Source organism: Fredinandcohnia onubensis, assembly GCF_002734215.1.
GTDB lineage: Bacteria > Bacillota > Bacilli > Bacillales > Bacillaceae_L > Ferdinandcohnia > Ferdinandcohnia onubensis.
On sequence record NZ_NSEB01000011.1, the window covers coordinates 206485 to 223265 of the forward strand.

Consider the following 16781-nt stretch of genomic DNA (forward strand, 5'->3'; position numbering starts at 1 on the left):
AAAAAGAAAAAAGGTAATAGAGTGTATCCTCCATTACCTCATGAATTATAACATAGTTTTATAACTAAAATCCAAACCTTACACTTTAGGCACGAGCTGTGGAACGCTTGCTTGTTAATAATGATCCCGCTAAAAGGAATGTTGGAATTGCTGACATTCCTATAACTAGGAGCCAATCTCTTGGTTCAATTGCGAATGTCTTGAAGACCGGTTGTAATGGTGGATAGTAAATTACAATTAACATCAATACGATAGATGAGATGACCGCCCATACTAAATACATATTTTGGAATGGGTTCCGGTGGAAAATAGACCGCTCACTACGACAATCAAATACATGAATAAGTTGAGCCATTACAAGTGTTGCAAATGCAATGGTTTGGGCATATCCAAGATTGCTTGGGTCCCTATGATAGACAACCATAAAGGCGGCTAGGGTTGCTATCCCAATTAAAAAGCCGCGACTGACAATTTTCCAGCCTAATCCTCTTGCAAAAACTCCTTCTTTTGGATGGCGTGGCCCATGTTTCATCAAGTTCCCCTCTGGTTGATCAAGTCCAAGCGCCATTGCCGGTAATCCATCCGTTACCAAGTTAACCCAAAGGATTTGGATTGGTACGAGTGGTAATGGTAAGCCCATTAGCATCGCAAATAACATAACAAGTATTTCACCAACATTAGAAGCTAATAAATATCGGATAAACTTTCTAATATTTTCATAGATATTTCGGCCTTCTTTTATCGCTGCTTTAATCGTCGCAAAGTTATCATCAAGTAAGACTAGGGATGATGCTTCTTTTGCTACATCTGTACCTGTAATGCCCATAGCAATTCCGATATCGGATGCTTTAATCGCCGGCGCATCGTTTACACCATCACCTGTCATTGCAACAATATGTCCCCTGCTTTGAAGGGCTTTTACGATTTTTAATTTATGTTCAGGTGACACCCTTGCATATACATAGACATCATCAACGATCTCCTCTAGCTCTTCTACATCCATTTTTGAAAGAGCATATCCATCTAACACTTTACCCCCTGGAGGTAGAATGCCAAGTTGTGTAGCAATCGCTTTTGCTGTAATAAGATGGTCTCCTGTTATCATAACCGTCTTAATGCCAGCATCCTTACACTCTTTAACTGCATCCTTTACTTCCGGTCTTGGTGGATCGATCATACCTTGAATCCCAATAAAGGTTAATTCGCTTTCGGCTTCGCTTTCTGACACTAACTTTTGATTAGGCCGTAATTGTTTAAAGCCAACTGCAATCGTACGAAGCGCATCCGAGGCTAAGTCCTCAATCGCGTCCTTAATCTCATTCTCGTACCCTGCTGTTAATGGCTGCTGTTTATTATCCCAAAGGACCGATTTACTAACACCTAGTAATACGTCTGGTGCACCCTTTGTAACAACAAATTGATTTCCAGCTCTATCTTTTACAATGACACTCATCATTTTTCGTGCAGAATCAAATGGGAACTCTTCAACAATATCAAATTGCTCTAGTAATAATTGATTTGTAAGTCCTGCTTTAATTCCTGCAACAAGTAAAGCTCCTTCAGTCGGGTCTCCATCAAGGATAATATCATCATCCTTCTGCTTTAATGATGCATTATTACACAACACTCCAAAAGTTAATAATTGTTGAAGAGTCTTATGTTCTGAAGGTTTGATTTCTCTATCTCCCGAGAAAAACTTCCCATCTATATCATAGCCTGTACCGGTAACAGACCAAGTTTTGCCACCAGACCAGAGATGTGTAACCGTCATTTTGTTTTGAGTCATTGTTCCAGTTTTATCTGAGCATATGACCGAGGCACAGCCCAAAGTTTCAACAGCTGGCAAGCGTCGGACAATTGCGTTCTTCTTAATCATTCGTTGAACACCTAAAGAAAGCGCAACAGTAACGATGGCCGGCAATCCTTCAGGTATTGCAGCCACAGCCAATGAAACTCCCGCTAAGAACATTTCATAAAGCTCATGTCCATTGATAACACCTACGACTACAACTAAGAGAGTTAAAATTAAGGCAACGGTAATTAAAATCTTACCTAATTGCTCCAACCTTCTTTGCAATGGAGTGATCATCGCTTCGGCTGATTGAAGGAGTTCTGCAATTTGGCCCATCGCAGTATTCATACCAGTTCCTACTACGATACCTACACCACTACCACGTGTAACCATTGTACCCATAAATGCCATATTTTCTTGGTCACCAAGTGATACATCACCATCACGAATCGGTTCAACATGCTTTGTAACAGGAACAGATTCCCCCGTAAGTGCGGATTCTTCAATTTCTAAGCTTTTCACATCAATTAAACGTACATCCGCACCAATACGGTCACCACTGGTGAATTTAATGATATCCCCTATAACAAGTTCCTTTGAAAGAACACGACCCCATTCATTACTTCGAAAAACATTCACCTGTGGTGCAGAGAGTTCCTTTAAGGCTTGAAGCGATTTTTCTGCTTTTCGTTCTTGGAAAAAACCTAAAAATCCATTAATTAAAACAATGGCCATAATTGCGATAGCATCAATGTATTCCCCTAACAACCCGGAAATCAAGGTTGCAGCAAGTAATACAAGAACCATAAAGTCCTTAAACTGAGCTAAGAAAAGCAAAATTGCTGAAGGGCGTTCGGCTTCCTTCAATTCATTATATCCAAATTGCTTTTGTCGCTGCTTTACTTCTTGGTCGGAAAGACCATGAGAAAGGCTTGTATTAACTTTTTTTTCGACCTCTTCTGATCTAAGCTCATACCACTTCATCCGTCTTTTACACACCCCTCACATTAAATCATAATCAAATGCGCCTTGGCGTATTTGCCGCCCGATTTTTAGGCCCACACGATGTGGGTCACAAAGACGTTGCCAAAGGACGTGGCGATCTTAGTCTTTGATCTTATGCTCGAAAAATTACCTTTGAAAAATCGTGGCATCCGCCGGAGGCTGAATTACTTCATCAGAAGTGGCGCACTTCTGATGAAGTAAATTCTATCTATGAAAGCTTATTCAGTCTCGTCCAAAAAAATGCTATACTTTTTCTAAGTTACCTATTTATTGGTACAATAACATTGAAGAGGAACTAGAAGACCTTGTCTTCTATTGTTATGGAAAAGAGGAAACACATATGACATTCGATGGAATCTTCACACATGCAATTGTGAATGAATTACAAAAAACATTAGATAGTGGTAGGATTTCAAAAATCTATCAACCATATAAAAATGAACTTATCTTTCAGGTTCGTGCAAATGGAAAGAATCATAAACTACTACTTTCAGCACACCCAAGTTATGCCCGGATCCATGTAACAAATGAACTATATGATAACCCACATGAGCCGCCGATGTTTTGTATGTTACTCCGCAAACATCTAGAAGGCAGTATCATCGAAAACATTCGTCAAGTTGATATGGACAGAATCATCATTTTTGATATAAAAGGCCGAAATGAATTAGGTGATGTTTCTTTAAAACAACTGATTATTGAAATTATGGGCAGACATAGTAACATCATCCTTGTGGATTCGGAAAAACAGACAATCCTTGATAGCATCAAACATATTTCACCAGCAGTCAATCGTCACCGCACTGTATTACCAGGGTATACATATGTTTTTCCGCCTGCTCAGGAAAAGATAAATCCTTTTACAGTCGATGAAGAGACATTCTTGAGGAAAATTGATTTTAATGCTGGTCGATTGGATCAGCAGATTGTAAATAAATTTTCTGGGATCTCCCCTGTATTTGCAAAAGAAGTTATATTTCGCGCTGGAATAGCTAATCGAAAAACATTACCTAATCCTTTTTTATCGATGATTACAACGATTAAACAAAATCAAATTACACCACAGTTCATAACAAAGGGTCAAAAGGATTTTTTCTATATCCTTCCTTTAGATCATATTGGTGGTGAGGCTAAGGCATTCGCTACGATTAGTGAAATGCTCGATCGTTTTTATTTTGGAAAAGCAGAACGTGATCGGGTTAAGCAGCAAGGTAATGATTTAGAACGGTTTATCCAAAATGAAAAAACAAAAAACGTGAAAAAAATCAAAAAACTTGAAGCAACCTTAGTCGAATCTGAAAAAGCTGAAAAATATAAGCTCTTTGGTGAACTTCTGACAGCGAATATGTATGCGATCACTCGAGGCGACAAGGAAATTGAAGTGTTGAATTACTATTCACAGGAAAATGAGATGGTGAAAATTCCTCTACACCCACAAAAATCACCATCTGAAAATGCGCAAAGTTATTTTTCAAAGTATCAAAAAGCAAAGAATGCAGTTTCCTATGTAGAACATGAGATTGCGAAAGCTAATGAAGAAATTACTTATTTCGAGTCTTTATTACAACAAATCGAATCAGCTGCACCAAAGGATTTGCAGGAAATTCGTGAGGAACTTATGGAAGAAGGTTATCTGAAGAAAAAGCAACAAAAAGGCAATAAGAAGATGAAACCTATGAAACCTTCTGTTGAACACTATGTAGCAAGTGATGGGACAGAAATCCTTGTTGGTAAAAACAATAAACAAAATGATCATTTAACAAATAAACTAGCTGCAAGAGATGATATATGGTTGCATACAAAGGACATACCTGGTTCACATGTGATTATTAGAAGCAAACAACCATCTCCGGATACAATTCTTGAGGCAGCGACAATCGCAGCGTATTTCAGTAAAGCAAAAAATTCGTCCTCTGTACCGGTTGATTACACACTGGTGCGCCATGTTAAGAAACCGAATGGTTCAAAGCCTGGCTATGTCATCTATGATAATCAACAAACTGTATATGTGACACCACAAGAAGATTTAATTTTACAGCTAAGAAAGTAAAAAAAAAATAAATGCCCTAGGATCACTTGATTCCTAGGGCTAGTTTATTATGCTTTGGTTGTATACCAGTCAACTGGATTTTCTCTCCAGCTCTTTAGGCTTTCAATATCGTTATCAGACACGACATTTTTTTCAAGCGCAACATTAATTAAGGTTGGATAATCGGTTAAGGTGTGAGCTGAAATATTTGCTGCTTCTAAGCTAGCTGTTGCTGCTGGAAGTTGATAAGAGAAGATTGCAACAATACCTAGTACTTCACACCCTGCTTCACGAAGTGCTTCAGCTGCTGTAATAGCACTGCCACCCGTTGAAATAAGGTCTTCTATAACGACAACTTTTTGTCCTTTAACCACTTTTCCTTCAATTTGATTACCTTTGCCATGTGCTTTTGCTTTGCTGCGTACATAGCACATTGGGCTATTTAATACATCACTTACCCATGCTGCATGAGGAATCCCCGCAGTTGCAGTTCCAGCAATTACTTCGACCTCAGGATAATGAATCTTAATTAATTCAGATAATCCCTTTGCAATTTCCCTGCGAACCTGTGGGAAAGAAAGAGTCATTCGATTATCACAATAAATAGGAGATTTTAAACCTGAAGACCATGTGAATGGCTCATTTGGTTGTAAAAATACGGCCCCAATTTCTAATAAATGTGCTGCTATTTCTTTATTCATACTCGTACCCCTTCCCATGCTGCTTTCATTTGTTTATATGTGTGTAATGGGTTATTTGCTCGTGTGATTGATCTACCAACGACAATTGCAGTTGATCCCAATTCTCTTGCTTTTTCAGGTGTAACAACTCTTGCTTGATCCCCTACTTCATCACTAGCTTGACGAATCCCAGGCGTAACGGTCATAAATTCGTTTCCTAACTTTCTATTGATTACCGGAACTTCAAGAGAGGAACATACGACACCGTCTAGGCCACTATCCTTTGTCAAAGTTGCAAACAGGGCAACCACATCTAACAAATTACGTTCGATTAGCAATTCGTTTCTCATCACTTCTTCAGTTGTACTCGTAAGCTGTGTGACGGCAATACACTTAGGTCTTGACTGTCCCATTGTAGTTCCTGCCTCAAGTCCTTCGCGGGCTGCTACCATCATTCCCCGTCCTCCAGCAGCATGAACATTGACTAAGTCAACACCAAGACCCGCCAGGCGCTTCATGCTAGAATATACGGTATTTGGAATATCATGAAGTTTCAAATCTAGGAAAATAGAATGACCTTGTTCTTTTAAAAAATGAATGACAGATGGTCCTTCTTGATAATATAACTCCATTCCAACTTTCACAAAAAGTGGCTCTTCCCCAAAATCCTTGAGAAAGTCTTTCGCAGATGGTAAGTTGGGAAAATCCAGAGCAATAATTAACGGTCGTTGCATCACTTCCAGCTCCTTCCATGACATTCCGAGATATGCCCAAAACCATATTTATCTAGTAATCTTGGAAGATCCTCAATAATTGTCGGGCAAACATACGGGTCCACAAAATTGGCAGTCCCAACTGCAACAGCACTTGCACCAGCATAAAAATATTCAAGAACATCTTCAGCTGATTGAACGCCACCCATTCCGATAATCGGTATCGACACTGCCTGACTCACTTCATGAATCATACGGATTGCAACAGGTTTGATGGCTGGACCTGATAAGCCCCCCGTTTTATTTGCTAAAATTGGGTTTCCTGTTTTAAGATCAATCCGCATACCGATTAATGTATTAATCATTGTTAAACCATCTGCACCCGCTTCTTCAATTGCTTTTGCCATTTCAACGATGTTTGAAACATTCGGTGATAATTTAACGTATACTGGAACACTAGATGCTTCTTTTACATATTTCGTAAGCTCTGCAGCCACCTCAGGAATCGTACCGAAAGCAATTCCACCCGTTTTTACATTGGGACACGAAATATTTAATTCTAATGCATGAACGTTAGATGCTTTCGAGATTTCCCTTGCTACCTCGACATAATCTTCAATTTGGGAACCGGCAACATTCGCAATAATGGGTACATCAAATTGATCAAGCCATGGAAGCTCGTCAGCCATGACTTTCTCAAGTCCTGGATTTTGTAATCCAATTGCATTTAACATCCCTGCACTGGTCTCTGCTACTCGTGGAGTTGGGTTTCCGAATCTTGGTTCTACAGTTGTTGCTTTTATCATAATCGCACCTAATGTACTCAAATCGTAAAACTTCGAGTATTCTTTTCCGAATCCAAAGCAACCGGATGCTGGCATGATGGGATTTTTTAGTGATAAACCTGGGAGTTCAACTTGAAGTCTGTTCATAGTACCACCTCTCCAACCTTAAATACTGGCCCATCACTGCATACTTTTTTATAGGTATAACCGTCTGGGTCATCTTGAAGATGACATACACATGCAAAACATGCGCCAATTCCGCAGCCCATTCTTTCTTCTAATGAAATATAAGCATTTCGATCAGGGAAGGCAGCTTCAAGTGCCCTTAGCATTGGAGTTGGTCCGCAGGAATAGAGTGTGTCAAATGTAATTCCGTTATTTGAAATCACATCTGTTACAAATCCTTTCGTTCCAACTGTTCCATCTACTGTTGCGATATAAGTTTCACCTAACCAATTAAATTTTTCTTCATAAAACACAGCCGATTTTGATTGGAATCCAAGGACGTGAATCACTTTAACACCTTTTGCAACGAGGCGCTTCGATAATTCATAAAGTGGCGGAACTCCAATTCCTCCACCGACAAGCAGGGCAGTTTCACCAACACCTACTTCATCAACAGGAAAGCCGTTTCCAAGTGGACCTAATACATCGACTGATTGATTGATGTTTTTTTCAGAAAGGACTCGTGTGCCGAGTCCTTCCTTTCGGTAAATCAGTGTGCACTCTTGCTTTTCTTGATCAATATTTGCAATACTAATAGGTCTTCTTAGCAACGGGTCAATTCCATCACTGACTTTTACATGGACAAATTGTCCAGGATCGTTCATTGCCTGAACCAATTCCCCTGCTATTGTTAGTTCAAAAATATCCTCTGCAATTTGAGTGTGGCTCACAATTTTCATTTGTTCCTTTTTAATCATGAGTGTACCACCTCACGCTTTTGCACGTGAGAACCCATCACTTCACTTGAGAATGTCATGGATTCTAGAACTTTCACGATTGCTTTTGCCGTATCAAGTGAAGTTAAACATGCAACTCCATTCTCAACTGTTTCACGACGGATTCTAAAGCCATCTCTAGCAGGCTGTTTTCCTTTTGTTAATGTGTTAATAACAAATTGAGCTTTTCCTTGACGAATGACATCAATTAAATTTGGAGCCTGTGCACCAATTTTATTAACGACGGTAACAGGAATGTTTGCTTTTTGTAAGTAGCTAGCAGTTCCACTTGTTGCTAAAAGTTGATAGCCAATTGTGTGGAATCGTTTTGCAATTTCAAGCGCTTCTTCTTTGTCTTTATCAGCTACTGTTAATAACACAGATCCATATTTAGGAATCGTGATTCCGGATGCAACTAGGCCTTTATATAATGCTTTTTCTAACGTATAGTCTTTGCCCATTACTTCACCAGTTGATTTCATTTCTGGTCCAAGCGAAATGTCCACATTGCGAAGTTTTGCGAACGAGAAGACTGGGACTTTCACATAAACTCCTTCAATTTCCGGGTGTAATCCTGTTGTAAAACCTTGTGATGGTAATGATTGTCCAAGAATTACCTTTGTCGCGATATTTGCCATAGGTACGCCAGTTATTTTACTTAAGAATGGGACTGTACGGCTTGATCTTGGGTTTACTTCGATAACAAAGACTTCTTCGTTATAAACCACAAATTGAATGTTTAATAGACCGATAATATTTAATCCTTTTGCAAGTGCAATCGTATGGTCAATGATTTGTTGTCTTACATGGTCTGATAAAGTTTGTGGTGGATATACGGCAATCGAGTCACCCGAGTGTACTCCAGCACGTTCGATATGTTCCATAATCCCAGGAATATATACTGTTTCTCCATCAGAAATGGCATCTACTTCAATTTCCTTACCAGTTAAATAGCGGTCGATTAGGACTGGATGTTCCGGGTTAATCTTTACTGCATTTTCCATATAATGAAGAAGTTCTTCTGTTTGATAAACGATCTCCATGGCTCTTCCACCTAATACATATGAAGGTCTCACAAGCACTGGATAACCGATCGCTTCCGCAATGACAACTGCTTCGTCAACCGAAGTTGCTGTTTTTCCTTTAGGTTGTGGTATACCAAGTGAAATAACCGTTTGCTCAAATTTATCTCTATTTTCTGCACGGTCTAAATCCTCTAAAGACGTACCCAAAATTTTCACTCCGCGCTCAACTAAAGAACTTGCTAGATTGATAGCTGTTTGACCACCAAACTGTACAACTACACCTTCAGGCTGTTCAAGGTCAATGATATGCATAACATCCTCAATAGTTAATGGCTCAAAATAAAGCTTATCTGAAATACTGAAGTCAGTTGACACTGTTTCAGGGTTATTGTTGATAATGATTGCTTCATAGCCAGCTTGTTTAATCGCCCAAACAGAATGAACGGTTGCATAATCGAACTCAACACCCTGCCCGATTCGGATTGGACCTGAACCTAGAACGATAACACTCTTCTTATCCGTTACAATTGATTCATTTTCATCCGCATATGTTCCATAATAATAAGGTGTTTCTGATTCAAATTCAGCTGCACATGTATCGACTATTTTATATACCGGGACTATTCCTGCTTGTTTACGAGTTTCATAAATTTCACTTTCTGTTGTATTCCATAACTCCGCGATGATGGAGTCAGCAAATCCTTTCTTTTTTGCCACCGTCAATGTTTCTAAATCACCTTTATTTTCCCGTATTGTGTTTTCGAGCGTGATTATATTTTCAAATTTTTGGAGGAAGAATAAATCAATTTCACTCCACTCATGAATTTGTTGGATGGTGATGCCACGTCTAATCGCTTCCGCAAGATAGAATAGACGCTCATCTCCTGCTTTCCTAATTCTTTTTTCAATTGTGGCAAGATCTGCATTGGCTGCATCCTCTAATTGGATATGAGAAACATTTGACTCGAGGGATCGTACTGCTTTAAGTATGGATTCCTCGAAATTACGTCCAATCGCCATGACTTCACCAGTGGCTTTCATTTGCGTTCCAAGTCGGCGGTTTGCAGACTCGAACTTATCAAATGGAAAGCGGGGGATTTTTGTAACGATATAGTCAAGTGCAGGTTCAAAGGCTGCATATGTTTTTCCTGTAACAGGGTTAATCATCTCATCAAGCGTTAAACCTACTGCAATTTTTGCTGCAAGTTTGGCAATTGGATAACCCGTCGCCTTAGATGCTAACGCTGAAGAACGACTCACACGTGGGTTTACCTCGATAATATAGTAATTGAAACTATACGGATCAAGTGCTAGCTGTACATTACATCCACCTTCAATCCCAAGTGCGCGGATGATTTTTAAAGATGTATTTCGTAATAGTTGATATTCTCGGTCACTTAAAGTTTGACTCGGTGCAACAACAATTGAATCACCAGTGTGAATTCCAACTGGATCTACGTTTTCCATGTTACAAACTACAATTGCAGTATCTGCTGAATCGCGCATTACTTCGTATTCAATCTCTTTAAACCCTGCAATACTCTTTTCTAGTAGACATTGGGTTACAGGACTATTTTTCAATCCGCTTGTAACAATTTCAATCAATTCTTCTTCATCGTTACAAATTCCACCACCAGTACCTCCTAAGGTGAAGGCTGGTCTAACAATTACGGGGTATCCTACTTTTTCAATAAATCCGTACGCTTCGTCCAGGTTATGGATAATTTCACTTTCTGGCACAGGCTCATTCAGTTCGTTCATTAAGGTTCGGAATAAATCACGATCTTCGGCTTTTTCAATCGCTGAAAGAGTTGTCCCTAGAATCTCGACATTACATTCTTCAAGAACGCCTGATTTTGAAAGTTCTACAGCCATATTTAAGCCGGTTTGGCCACCTAGTGTTGGCAAGATTGCATCCGGTCTTTCTTTACGAATAATTTTGCTTACAAATTCTAATGTAATGGGTTCTATATAAACTTTATCTGCAATTTCAACATCTGTCATAATTGTTGCAGGATTTGAGTTAACCAAGATTACCTTATAGCCTTCTTCTCGTAAAGCTAAGCAGGCCTGAGTCCCTGCATAATCAAATTCTGCTGCTTGCCCAATAACGATTGGACCTGATCCGATTACTAGAATAGTATTAATATCTAAGCGTCTTGGCATAGCTCTTCGCCTTCTTTCTTGAAGTTTTCAATCATCTGTAAAAAGTCGTTAAATAAGCTATTTGCATCCTCAGGCCCAGGTGAGGCCTCTGGATGATACTGAACAGTGAATGCGGGATAATCTAAATGGCGCAGTCCTTCTACGGATCCATCATTAAGTGCTATATGTGTTACTTCCAGTCTAGTAGAAACTAAAGACTTTGCATTAACTGTATAGCCATGGTTTTGAGAGGTAATAGCAACCTTTCCAGATTTCAGGTGTTTAACCGGATGGTTCGACCCTCTATGTCCAAATTTCATTTTTTCAGTATCGGCACCACCTGCTAAGGCAAATAATTGGTGACCTAAGCAAATTCCAAATAAAGGAACCTTCCCTAAAACGCCATTAATCATTTCAATAGCTTCAGGTACATCTTTTGGATTCCCAGGTCCATTACTTAGCATGATTCCGTCAGGTTTTAGTCGAAGAATTTCTTCGGCTGTTACATTGTAAGGAACGACAATTACATCACAGTCACGGTGATTTAGTTCGCGTAAAATTCCGTGTTTCATGCCAAAATCGACTAAAACAACACGATGTCCTCTACCTGGGCTTGGATAAGAACCTTTTGTAGAAACCTGTTTTACTTGGTCAGTGGGTAAAGTGCGATCACCAAGTTGGTTGATAGCGTCACTTACATTGACATCCATTCCACAAATAGCACCTTTTAATGTCCCATATTGACGGATAATTCTTGTAAGCTTTCTTGTATCGATTCCAGAAAGTCCTGGAATACTTTTTGACTTAAAATACTCGTCTAAATTAAATTGACTTCTAAAATTTGATGGATGGTCACACACTTCATTCACAATAAAACCACTTATAGCTGGGTTGATTGATTCAAAATCATCTCTATTAATACCGTAGTTTCCAATTAAGGGATAGGTTAATGTTACGATTTGGCCACAATAAGATGGGTCTGATAAAATTTCTTGATAACCTGTCATTCCAGTATTAAAAACAACCTCACCAAACTTCTCAGTCTCACTTCCGAATCCTTCACCAACAAAAATGGTTCCATCTTCTAAAATAAGCTGTCGCTTCATACTAGAACACTTCCTTTCTGCCATACAATGTTGCCATTTACAAGTGTCATGACCGGCCATCCTTTACATTCCCAGCCAGTAAATGGTGTGTTTTTTCCTTTTGAAACAAAGCTTTCTGGATGAATTGTTTCTGTAGCGTTTAAATCAATTACAGTTAAATCAGCATTCTTACCAATTTCTAAGGTTCCAGATGGTAATTTAAATGTGTTTGCTGGTTTACTGGTTAAGAAGTCTACTAATTGCTTTAATGTCATTCTGTTGGTTTCAACAAAATGTGTATAAAGAAGTGGGAATGCTGTCTCTAAACCAACGATGCCAAACGGCGCTAGAGCCATTCCTTGTGCTTTTTCCTCACTTGCATGTGGTGCATGGTCTGTAGCAATAAAATCGATTGTTCCATCCAAGAGACCTTCAATAAGGGCCTCTAAATCCTCTCTTCCACGTAATGGAGGATTCATTTTATAATTTGTGTCGAGGCTAGGGATGTCTTCATCACATAGTAATAAATGATGTGGTGTAACCTCAGCTGTTACATGGATACCAGCACGTTTTGCATCTCTGATGACACGGACTGATTCCTTTGTACTTACATGACATACATGGTAGTGACAGCCAACTGCTTCAGCTAATAAAACATCCCTTGCAATATGTACGGATTCGCACACAGAAGGAATTCCATTGATTCCATGTTTCTTCGAAAATCCACCCTCATGTACAGAACCTTTATTGATTAACGTATTTTCCTCACAATGGGCTACAATTGGCATATCAATCGCGGCCGCTTGCTTCATGGCTTCAAGCATCATCCCAGCAGATTGAATTCCAACGCCGTCATCTGTGAATGCAAATGCTCCTGCTTCCTTTAATCCATTCATATCCGTAAGTTCTTGACCAAGCTCACGAATGGTAATAGCCGCATACGGAAGAACATTCACATGAGCCGTATCCTTGATTCGTTGTTGTAGCCAATTCATTTGTTCAACTGAATCCGGAACTGGTCTTGTGTTAGGCATTGCTGCAATTGTTGTGAATCCACCTTTTGCTGCCGAAAGACTTCCTGTTTCAATTGTTTCTTTATGTTCGCCTCCAGGTTCACGAAGGTGGACATGGACATCAACAAAACCTGCTGATACAAACATTCCTTCTACATCAATTACCTCACAATTTGTTGAATCAAGGTTTGTACCCACCGCTTCAATCAAGTCATCCGTGATTTTGATATCTGCACTTACTAATTCACCTTGTTGGTTTAAAATTTTTGCATTTTTTAATAATGTGCTCATATTAAAATTCCTCCTTCAACCTGTTGTAACACTCTTTTAAGTACGGCCATTCTTACGAATACACCATTTTCCATCTGTTTAAAAATTCTTGAGTTTTGTGCTTCTACTAATTCACTTGCTATTTCAACTCCACGATTGATGGGAGCTGGATGCATAATAATGCTACCCTTTTTCATGTTTTTGCTTCGCATAATCGTTAAACCATATTGTTCATGGTATTCTTCTTTCGATAAGCCCATCGATGACTCATGGCGCTCATGTTGAATACGTAGCAACATGACGACATCTGCTTCTCTAATGCCATTATCAAGGTCTACATATTCACCATTAGGATTTGTATCATCTTGCCATTCTAATGGAGCTGAAAAACGAACATTCGCGCCTAATCTTGTTAGGACTTCGGCATTGGATCTTGCAACCCGACTATGACGAATATCGCCAACGATTAACACATTTAAATCTTGGAATCTAGCAAACTCTTGTTTAATGGTTAATAGATCAAGGAGAGATTGTGTAGGATGATGACCACATCCGTCACCTGCATTAATGATTGGAATATGGATGCCATTTATTAATTCCTTAAAATACTCATCCTTTGGATGACGAATCACGACTGCATTTGCCCCGATTGATTGAAGGGTTTTAACTGTGTCATATAGACTTTCTCCCTTTTGAACACTTGACGTCATTTCATCTAACTGCAGGATGTCTGCACCTAATCTTTTCTCGGCTACTTCGAAACTAAAGCGTGTACGTGTACTTGGTTCGAAGAAAAGATTGGCAACAAATGTTTGTTTTTCAAGCTTCCATTTGTTTCCTTCGGCAAACAGGCTCGCATCAAATAGAATTCGGTCAATATCCTCAATGCTTAACTCGGTCATCGTAAGTAAATGATTCATTTTCTCTCCTCCAATTCTTATAAAAAAAACACCCTTACCTTTTTTGGGTAAGGGTGTAAAACAAGGTTTTGTTTGAAAAAGGGTATAATAAAGCCATTACCCTTTTCGCAAAAACCTTACACCCTTAATAACCTCTCTGGGTAATTTTAAAAGGTGAATCATTATGCAACAGAGTTATCATCCTCAAGATGAGTCTCATATATATCTTCGTCTTCCGGAACTACTCCGCCAGGAAGGATTAGGTTAAGTAAAACACCTATGATTGCGGCTAATGCCATGCCGTGAACTTCAAAGCCAAGTACGCGGATAAATGCTCCGCCGATTCCGATGACAAGGATAACTGATGAAATCACCAAGTTACGATTATCGCCAAGATCAACTTTGCTATCTACTAACATCCGTAAACCAGATGAAGCAATAATTCCGAATAAGAGAATGGATACCCCACCCATAACTGGTGTTGGAATCGTACTAATTAAGGCGTTGATTTTGCCAATGAAACCAAAGACAATCGCCACAACAGCTGCACCGCCGATTACATATACACTAAATATCCTAGTGATGGCTAAAACGCCAATGTTTTCTCCGTATGTTGTATTTGGGGGACCACCAAGTAGTGAAGCAATCATCGTTGCTACTCCATCACCCATAATTGAGCGATGTAATCCAGGTTGTTTAATTAAATCTTTTTGAACAACCTTACTTAAGACCATTTGATGTCCAATATGCTCTGATAAGGTAACTACCGCTACTGGAACGATTAATGCAATCATATCTAATGAAAACTGCGGTGTGTATGAAACAAACGGGATAATAAAGTCTGGCATTTCAAACCACTTTGCTTCTCTTACTGCAGTAAAATCCACTAGTCCGATTGATAATGCGTATACGTATCCACCGATAATCCCGATTAGGACCGGGATTAGGTTTAAGAAGCCTTTAAAAAAGATGGTTGCAATAATCACGATTGCTAGTGTAACTAATGCTACTGAAAAATGCTGTAGACTATATGCGCCGCTAGCATCATTCATTGCCATCCCAACTGCTGTACCAGCTAGGCTAAGACCTATTACGATAATAACTGGTCCAACAACAACAGGTGGTAAAATCTTCACAAGCCATTTATGTCCTGTTGCTTTTATTAACAGAGCTACAATCCCATATACGAGCCCAGCAAGTAAGCTTGCCATCATAGCAGCACCAGGACCGTCAGCAGCTATTGCTGATTGAAGTGGGATAATAAAAGCAAAGGATGATCCTAAGTATGCTGGAACCTGACCCTTTGTGATAAGTAAAAATGCTAGTGTACCTAACCCACTTGAAATGAGAGCTACACCAGGACTAATTCCTACTAAATACGGTACAAGGATTGTTGCACCGAACATGGCAAATAAATGCTGCAGGCTCAGTATTGCGAATAGTCCTGGAGATGGTTTATCTTTTATCCCTAATACAATCTTTTGGTTATCATTACTCATTTTTGAATTTCCCCCTCATATTAAGATACCCAAAACAAAAAAATCTTTGTGTTTTTTACACAAAGAGGTATACAAATCCCTATCTTTTGAGAAGGAATGTTTACCCCTTTGTTAGCCTCTCTGGACTACATTTAAAGGGTACTTTATTTACTTTTTATGAATCGTTACTTGATCTAAATTGTCTATTTCTTCTAGTTCAACCACAATTTTTTCCGAGTTAGAAGTTGGAATATTTTTCCCAACATAATCTGCCCGTATTGGGAACTCTCGATGACCTCTGTCAATTAAAACAGCTAACTGAATTTGTGCTGGCCGACCAATGTCGATGAGGGCATCGAGTGCCGCTCTCACTGTTCTACCTGTGTATAAGACGTCATCAACAAGAATGACTTTTTTATTCGTAATGTCAACTGGTATATCGGATCCATTTACAATTGGTTCGCGATCCTCTGTTTTTGTTGTTAAGTCATCACGGTACAAGGTAATATCTAATTCACCAATTGCAATCTTCTTGCCTTCGATTTGTTCAATTCGGTTGGCAATACGCTTTGCTAAGTAAATACCTCTTGTCTTGATCCCAACAATCACACAGTTCTCTATTCCTTTGTTTTTTTCAATGATTTCGTGAGCTACTCTTGTTAAAGCCCTTCGAATTGCTTGATTGTCTAAAACTACAGCTTTATCAGTTTCAGCCATTTGTTACACCTCACTTAACATTGATTCCCTCTTTAAAATAAAAATGTCCTCTCACCGTAAGTGAAAGGACATAGACACTCATACATGAGGATACAATGATCCAAATGTAATTCCGTTTCCTTCTCAGCCTCACGGGACTGATCTTAAAGGGGCTCATTTAATTAAGTTCATTCTACGTTCATTATCGAAATTTGTCAATCCTTT

The 16781-nt window shown here is 39.1% G+C and carries 12 protein-coding genes; 1 reads left to right on the forward strand and 11 read right to left on the reverse strand.

The annotated features are described in order from the left end of the window. Positions 1–85: 85 nt before the first annotated feature. Positions 86–2776, reverse strand: coding sequence for a calcium-translocating P-type ATPase, SERCA-type (locus CKK03_RS13415; RefSeq protein WP_099363061.1), 2691 nt, complete (start codon positions 2774–2776; stop codon positions 86–88). Between the two features lie 361 nt (positions 2777–3137). On the opposite strand from CKK03_RS13415, the gene CKK03_RS13420 reads away from it, so the two are divergent. Next, complete coding sequence (locus tag CKK03_RS13420) at positions 3138–4847, forward strand: Rqc2 family fibronectin-binding protein (RefSeq protein WP_099363062.1); 1710 nt, start codon at positions 3138–3140, stop codon at positions 4845–4847. Between the two features lie 47 nt (positions 4848–4894). On the opposite strand, the gene pyrE is transcribed toward CKK03_RS13420, so the two are convergent. The 10 genes from pyrE to pyrR form a co-directional block, all read right to left on the reverse strand. Beyond that, positions 4895–5527 carry an orotate phosphoribosyltransferase gene (pyrE, locus tag CKK03_RS13425; RefSeq protein WP_099363063.1) on the reverse strand — a complete coding sequence of 211 codons (633 nt, stop codon included), beginning with the start codon at positions 5525–5527 and terminating at the stop codon, positions 4895–4897. Beyond that, positions 5524–6240: an orotidine-5'-phosphate decarboxylase gene (gene pyrF / locus CKK03_RS13430; RefSeq protein ID WP_099363064.1), complete on the reverse strand. Its 717-nt coding sequence runs from the start codon at positions 6238–6240 to the stop codon at positions 5524–5526. Before pyrF ends, pyrE begins: the two co-directional genes overlap by 4 nt. Then, complete coding sequence (locus CKK03_RS13435) at positions 6240–7151, reverse strand: dihydroorotate dehydrogenase (protein ID WP_099363065.1); 912 nt, start codon at positions 7149–7151, stop codon at positions 6240–6242. Before CKK03_RS13435 ends, pyrF begins: the two co-directional genes overlap by 1 nt. After that, positions 7148–7927: a dihydroorotate dehydrogenase electron transfer subunit gene (locus tag CKK03_RS13440; RefSeq protein WP_099363066.1), complete on the reverse strand. Its 780-nt coding sequence runs from the start codon at positions 7925–7927 to the stop codon at positions 7148–7150. The genes CKK03_RS13435 and CKK03_RS13440 overlap by 4 nt, the downstream gene beginning before the upstream one ends. Further along, positions 7924–11136 (reverse strand): carbamoyl-phosphate synthase large subunit, encoded by a 3213-nt coding sequence (gene carB / locus CKK03_RS13445; RefSeq protein WP_099363067.1) that lies wholly within the window; start codon positions 11134–11136, stop codon positions 7924–7926. The genes CKK03_RS13440 and carB overlap by 4 nt, the downstream gene beginning before the upstream one ends. Then, on the reverse strand, positions 11121–12221 hold the full coding sequence (locus tag CKK03_RS13450; protein WP_099363068.1) for a carbamoyl phosphate synthase small subunit: 1101 nt from the start codon (positions 12219–12221) through the stop codon (positions 11121–11123). The genes carB and CKK03_RS13450 overlap by 16 nt, the downstream gene beginning before the upstream one ends. After that, positions 12218–13504, reverse strand: coding sequence for a dihydroorotase (gene pyrC, locus CKK03_RS13455; protein ID WP_099363069.1), 1287 nt, complete (start codon positions 13502–13504; stop codon positions 12218–12220). Before pyrC ends, CKK03_RS13450 begins: the two co-directional genes overlap by 4 nt. Then, positions 13501–14403, reverse strand: coding sequence for an aspartate carbamoyltransferase catalytic subunit (locus CKK03_RS13460; RefSeq protein WP_099363070.1), 903 nt, complete (start codon positions 14401–14403; stop codon positions 13501–13503). Before CKK03_RS13460 ends, pyrC begins: the two co-directional genes overlap by 4 nt. Positions 14404–14564: 161 nt before the next feature. Continuing rightward, on the reverse strand, positions 14565–15881 hold the full coding sequence (locus CKK03_RS13465; protein ID WP_099363071.1) for a solute carrier family 23 protein: 1317 nt from the start codon (positions 15879–15881) through the stop codon (positions 14565–14567). A gap of 147 nt (positions 15882–16028) precedes the next feature. Beyond that, positions 16029–16577, reverse strand: coding sequence for a bifunctional pyr operon transcriptional regulator/uracil phosphoribosyltransferase PyrR (pyrR, locus tag CKK03_RS13470; protein WP_099363072.1), 549 nt, complete (start codon positions 16575–16577; stop codon positions 16029–16031). Between the last annotated feature and the right edge of the window lie 204 nt (positions 16578–16781).

Bases quoted from the DNA above. Each gene is read 5' to 3' on its own strand.
- pyrR (WP_099363072.1), bottom strand. From the start codon at position 16,577: ATGGCTGAAACTGATAAAGCTGTAGTTTTAGACAATCAAGCAATTCGA.
- pyrE (WP_099363063.1), bottom strand. From the start codon at position 5,527: ATGAATAAAGAAATAGCAGCACATTTATTAGAAATTGGGGCCGTATTT.
- CKK03_RS13415 (WP_099363061.1), bottom strand. From the start codon at position 2,776: ATGAAGTGGTATGAGCTTAGATCAGAAGAGGTCGAAAAAAAAGTTAAT.
- CKK03_RS13440 (WP_099363066.1), bottom strand. From the start codon at position 7,927: ATGATTAAAAAGGAACAAATGAAAATTGTGAGCCACACTCAAATTGCA.
- pyrC (WP_099363069.1), bottom strand. From the start codon at position 13,504: ATGAGCACATTATTAAAAAATGCAAAAATTTTAAACCAACAAGGTGAA.
- CKK03_RS13435 (WP_099363065.1), bottom strand. From the start codon at position 7,151: ATGAACAGACTTCAAGTTGAACTCCCAGGTTTATCACTAAAAAATCCC.
- CKK03_RS13465 (WP_099363071.1), bottom strand. From the start codon at position 15,881: ATGAGTAATGATAACCAAAAGATTGTATTAGGGATAAAAGATAAACCA.
- carB (WP_099363067.1), bottom strand. From the start codon at position 11,136: ATGCCAAGACGCTTAGATATTAATACTATTCTAGTAATCGGATCAGGT.
- CKK03_RS13450 (WP_099363068.1), bottom strand. From the start codon at position 12,221: ATGAAGCGACAGCTTATTTTAGAAGATGGAACCATTTTTGTTGGTGAA.
- CKK03_RS13420 (WP_099363062.1), top strand. From the start codon at position 3,138: ATGACATTCGATGGAATCTTCACACATGCAATTGTGAATGAATTACAA.
- CKK03_RS13460 (WP_099363070.1), bottom strand. From the start codon at position 14,403: ATGAATCATTTACTTACGATGACCGAGTTAAGCATTGAGGATATTGAC.
- pyrF (WP_099363064.1), bottom strand. From the start codon at position 6,240: ATGCAACGACCGTTAATTATTGCTCTGGATTTTCCCAACTTACCATCT.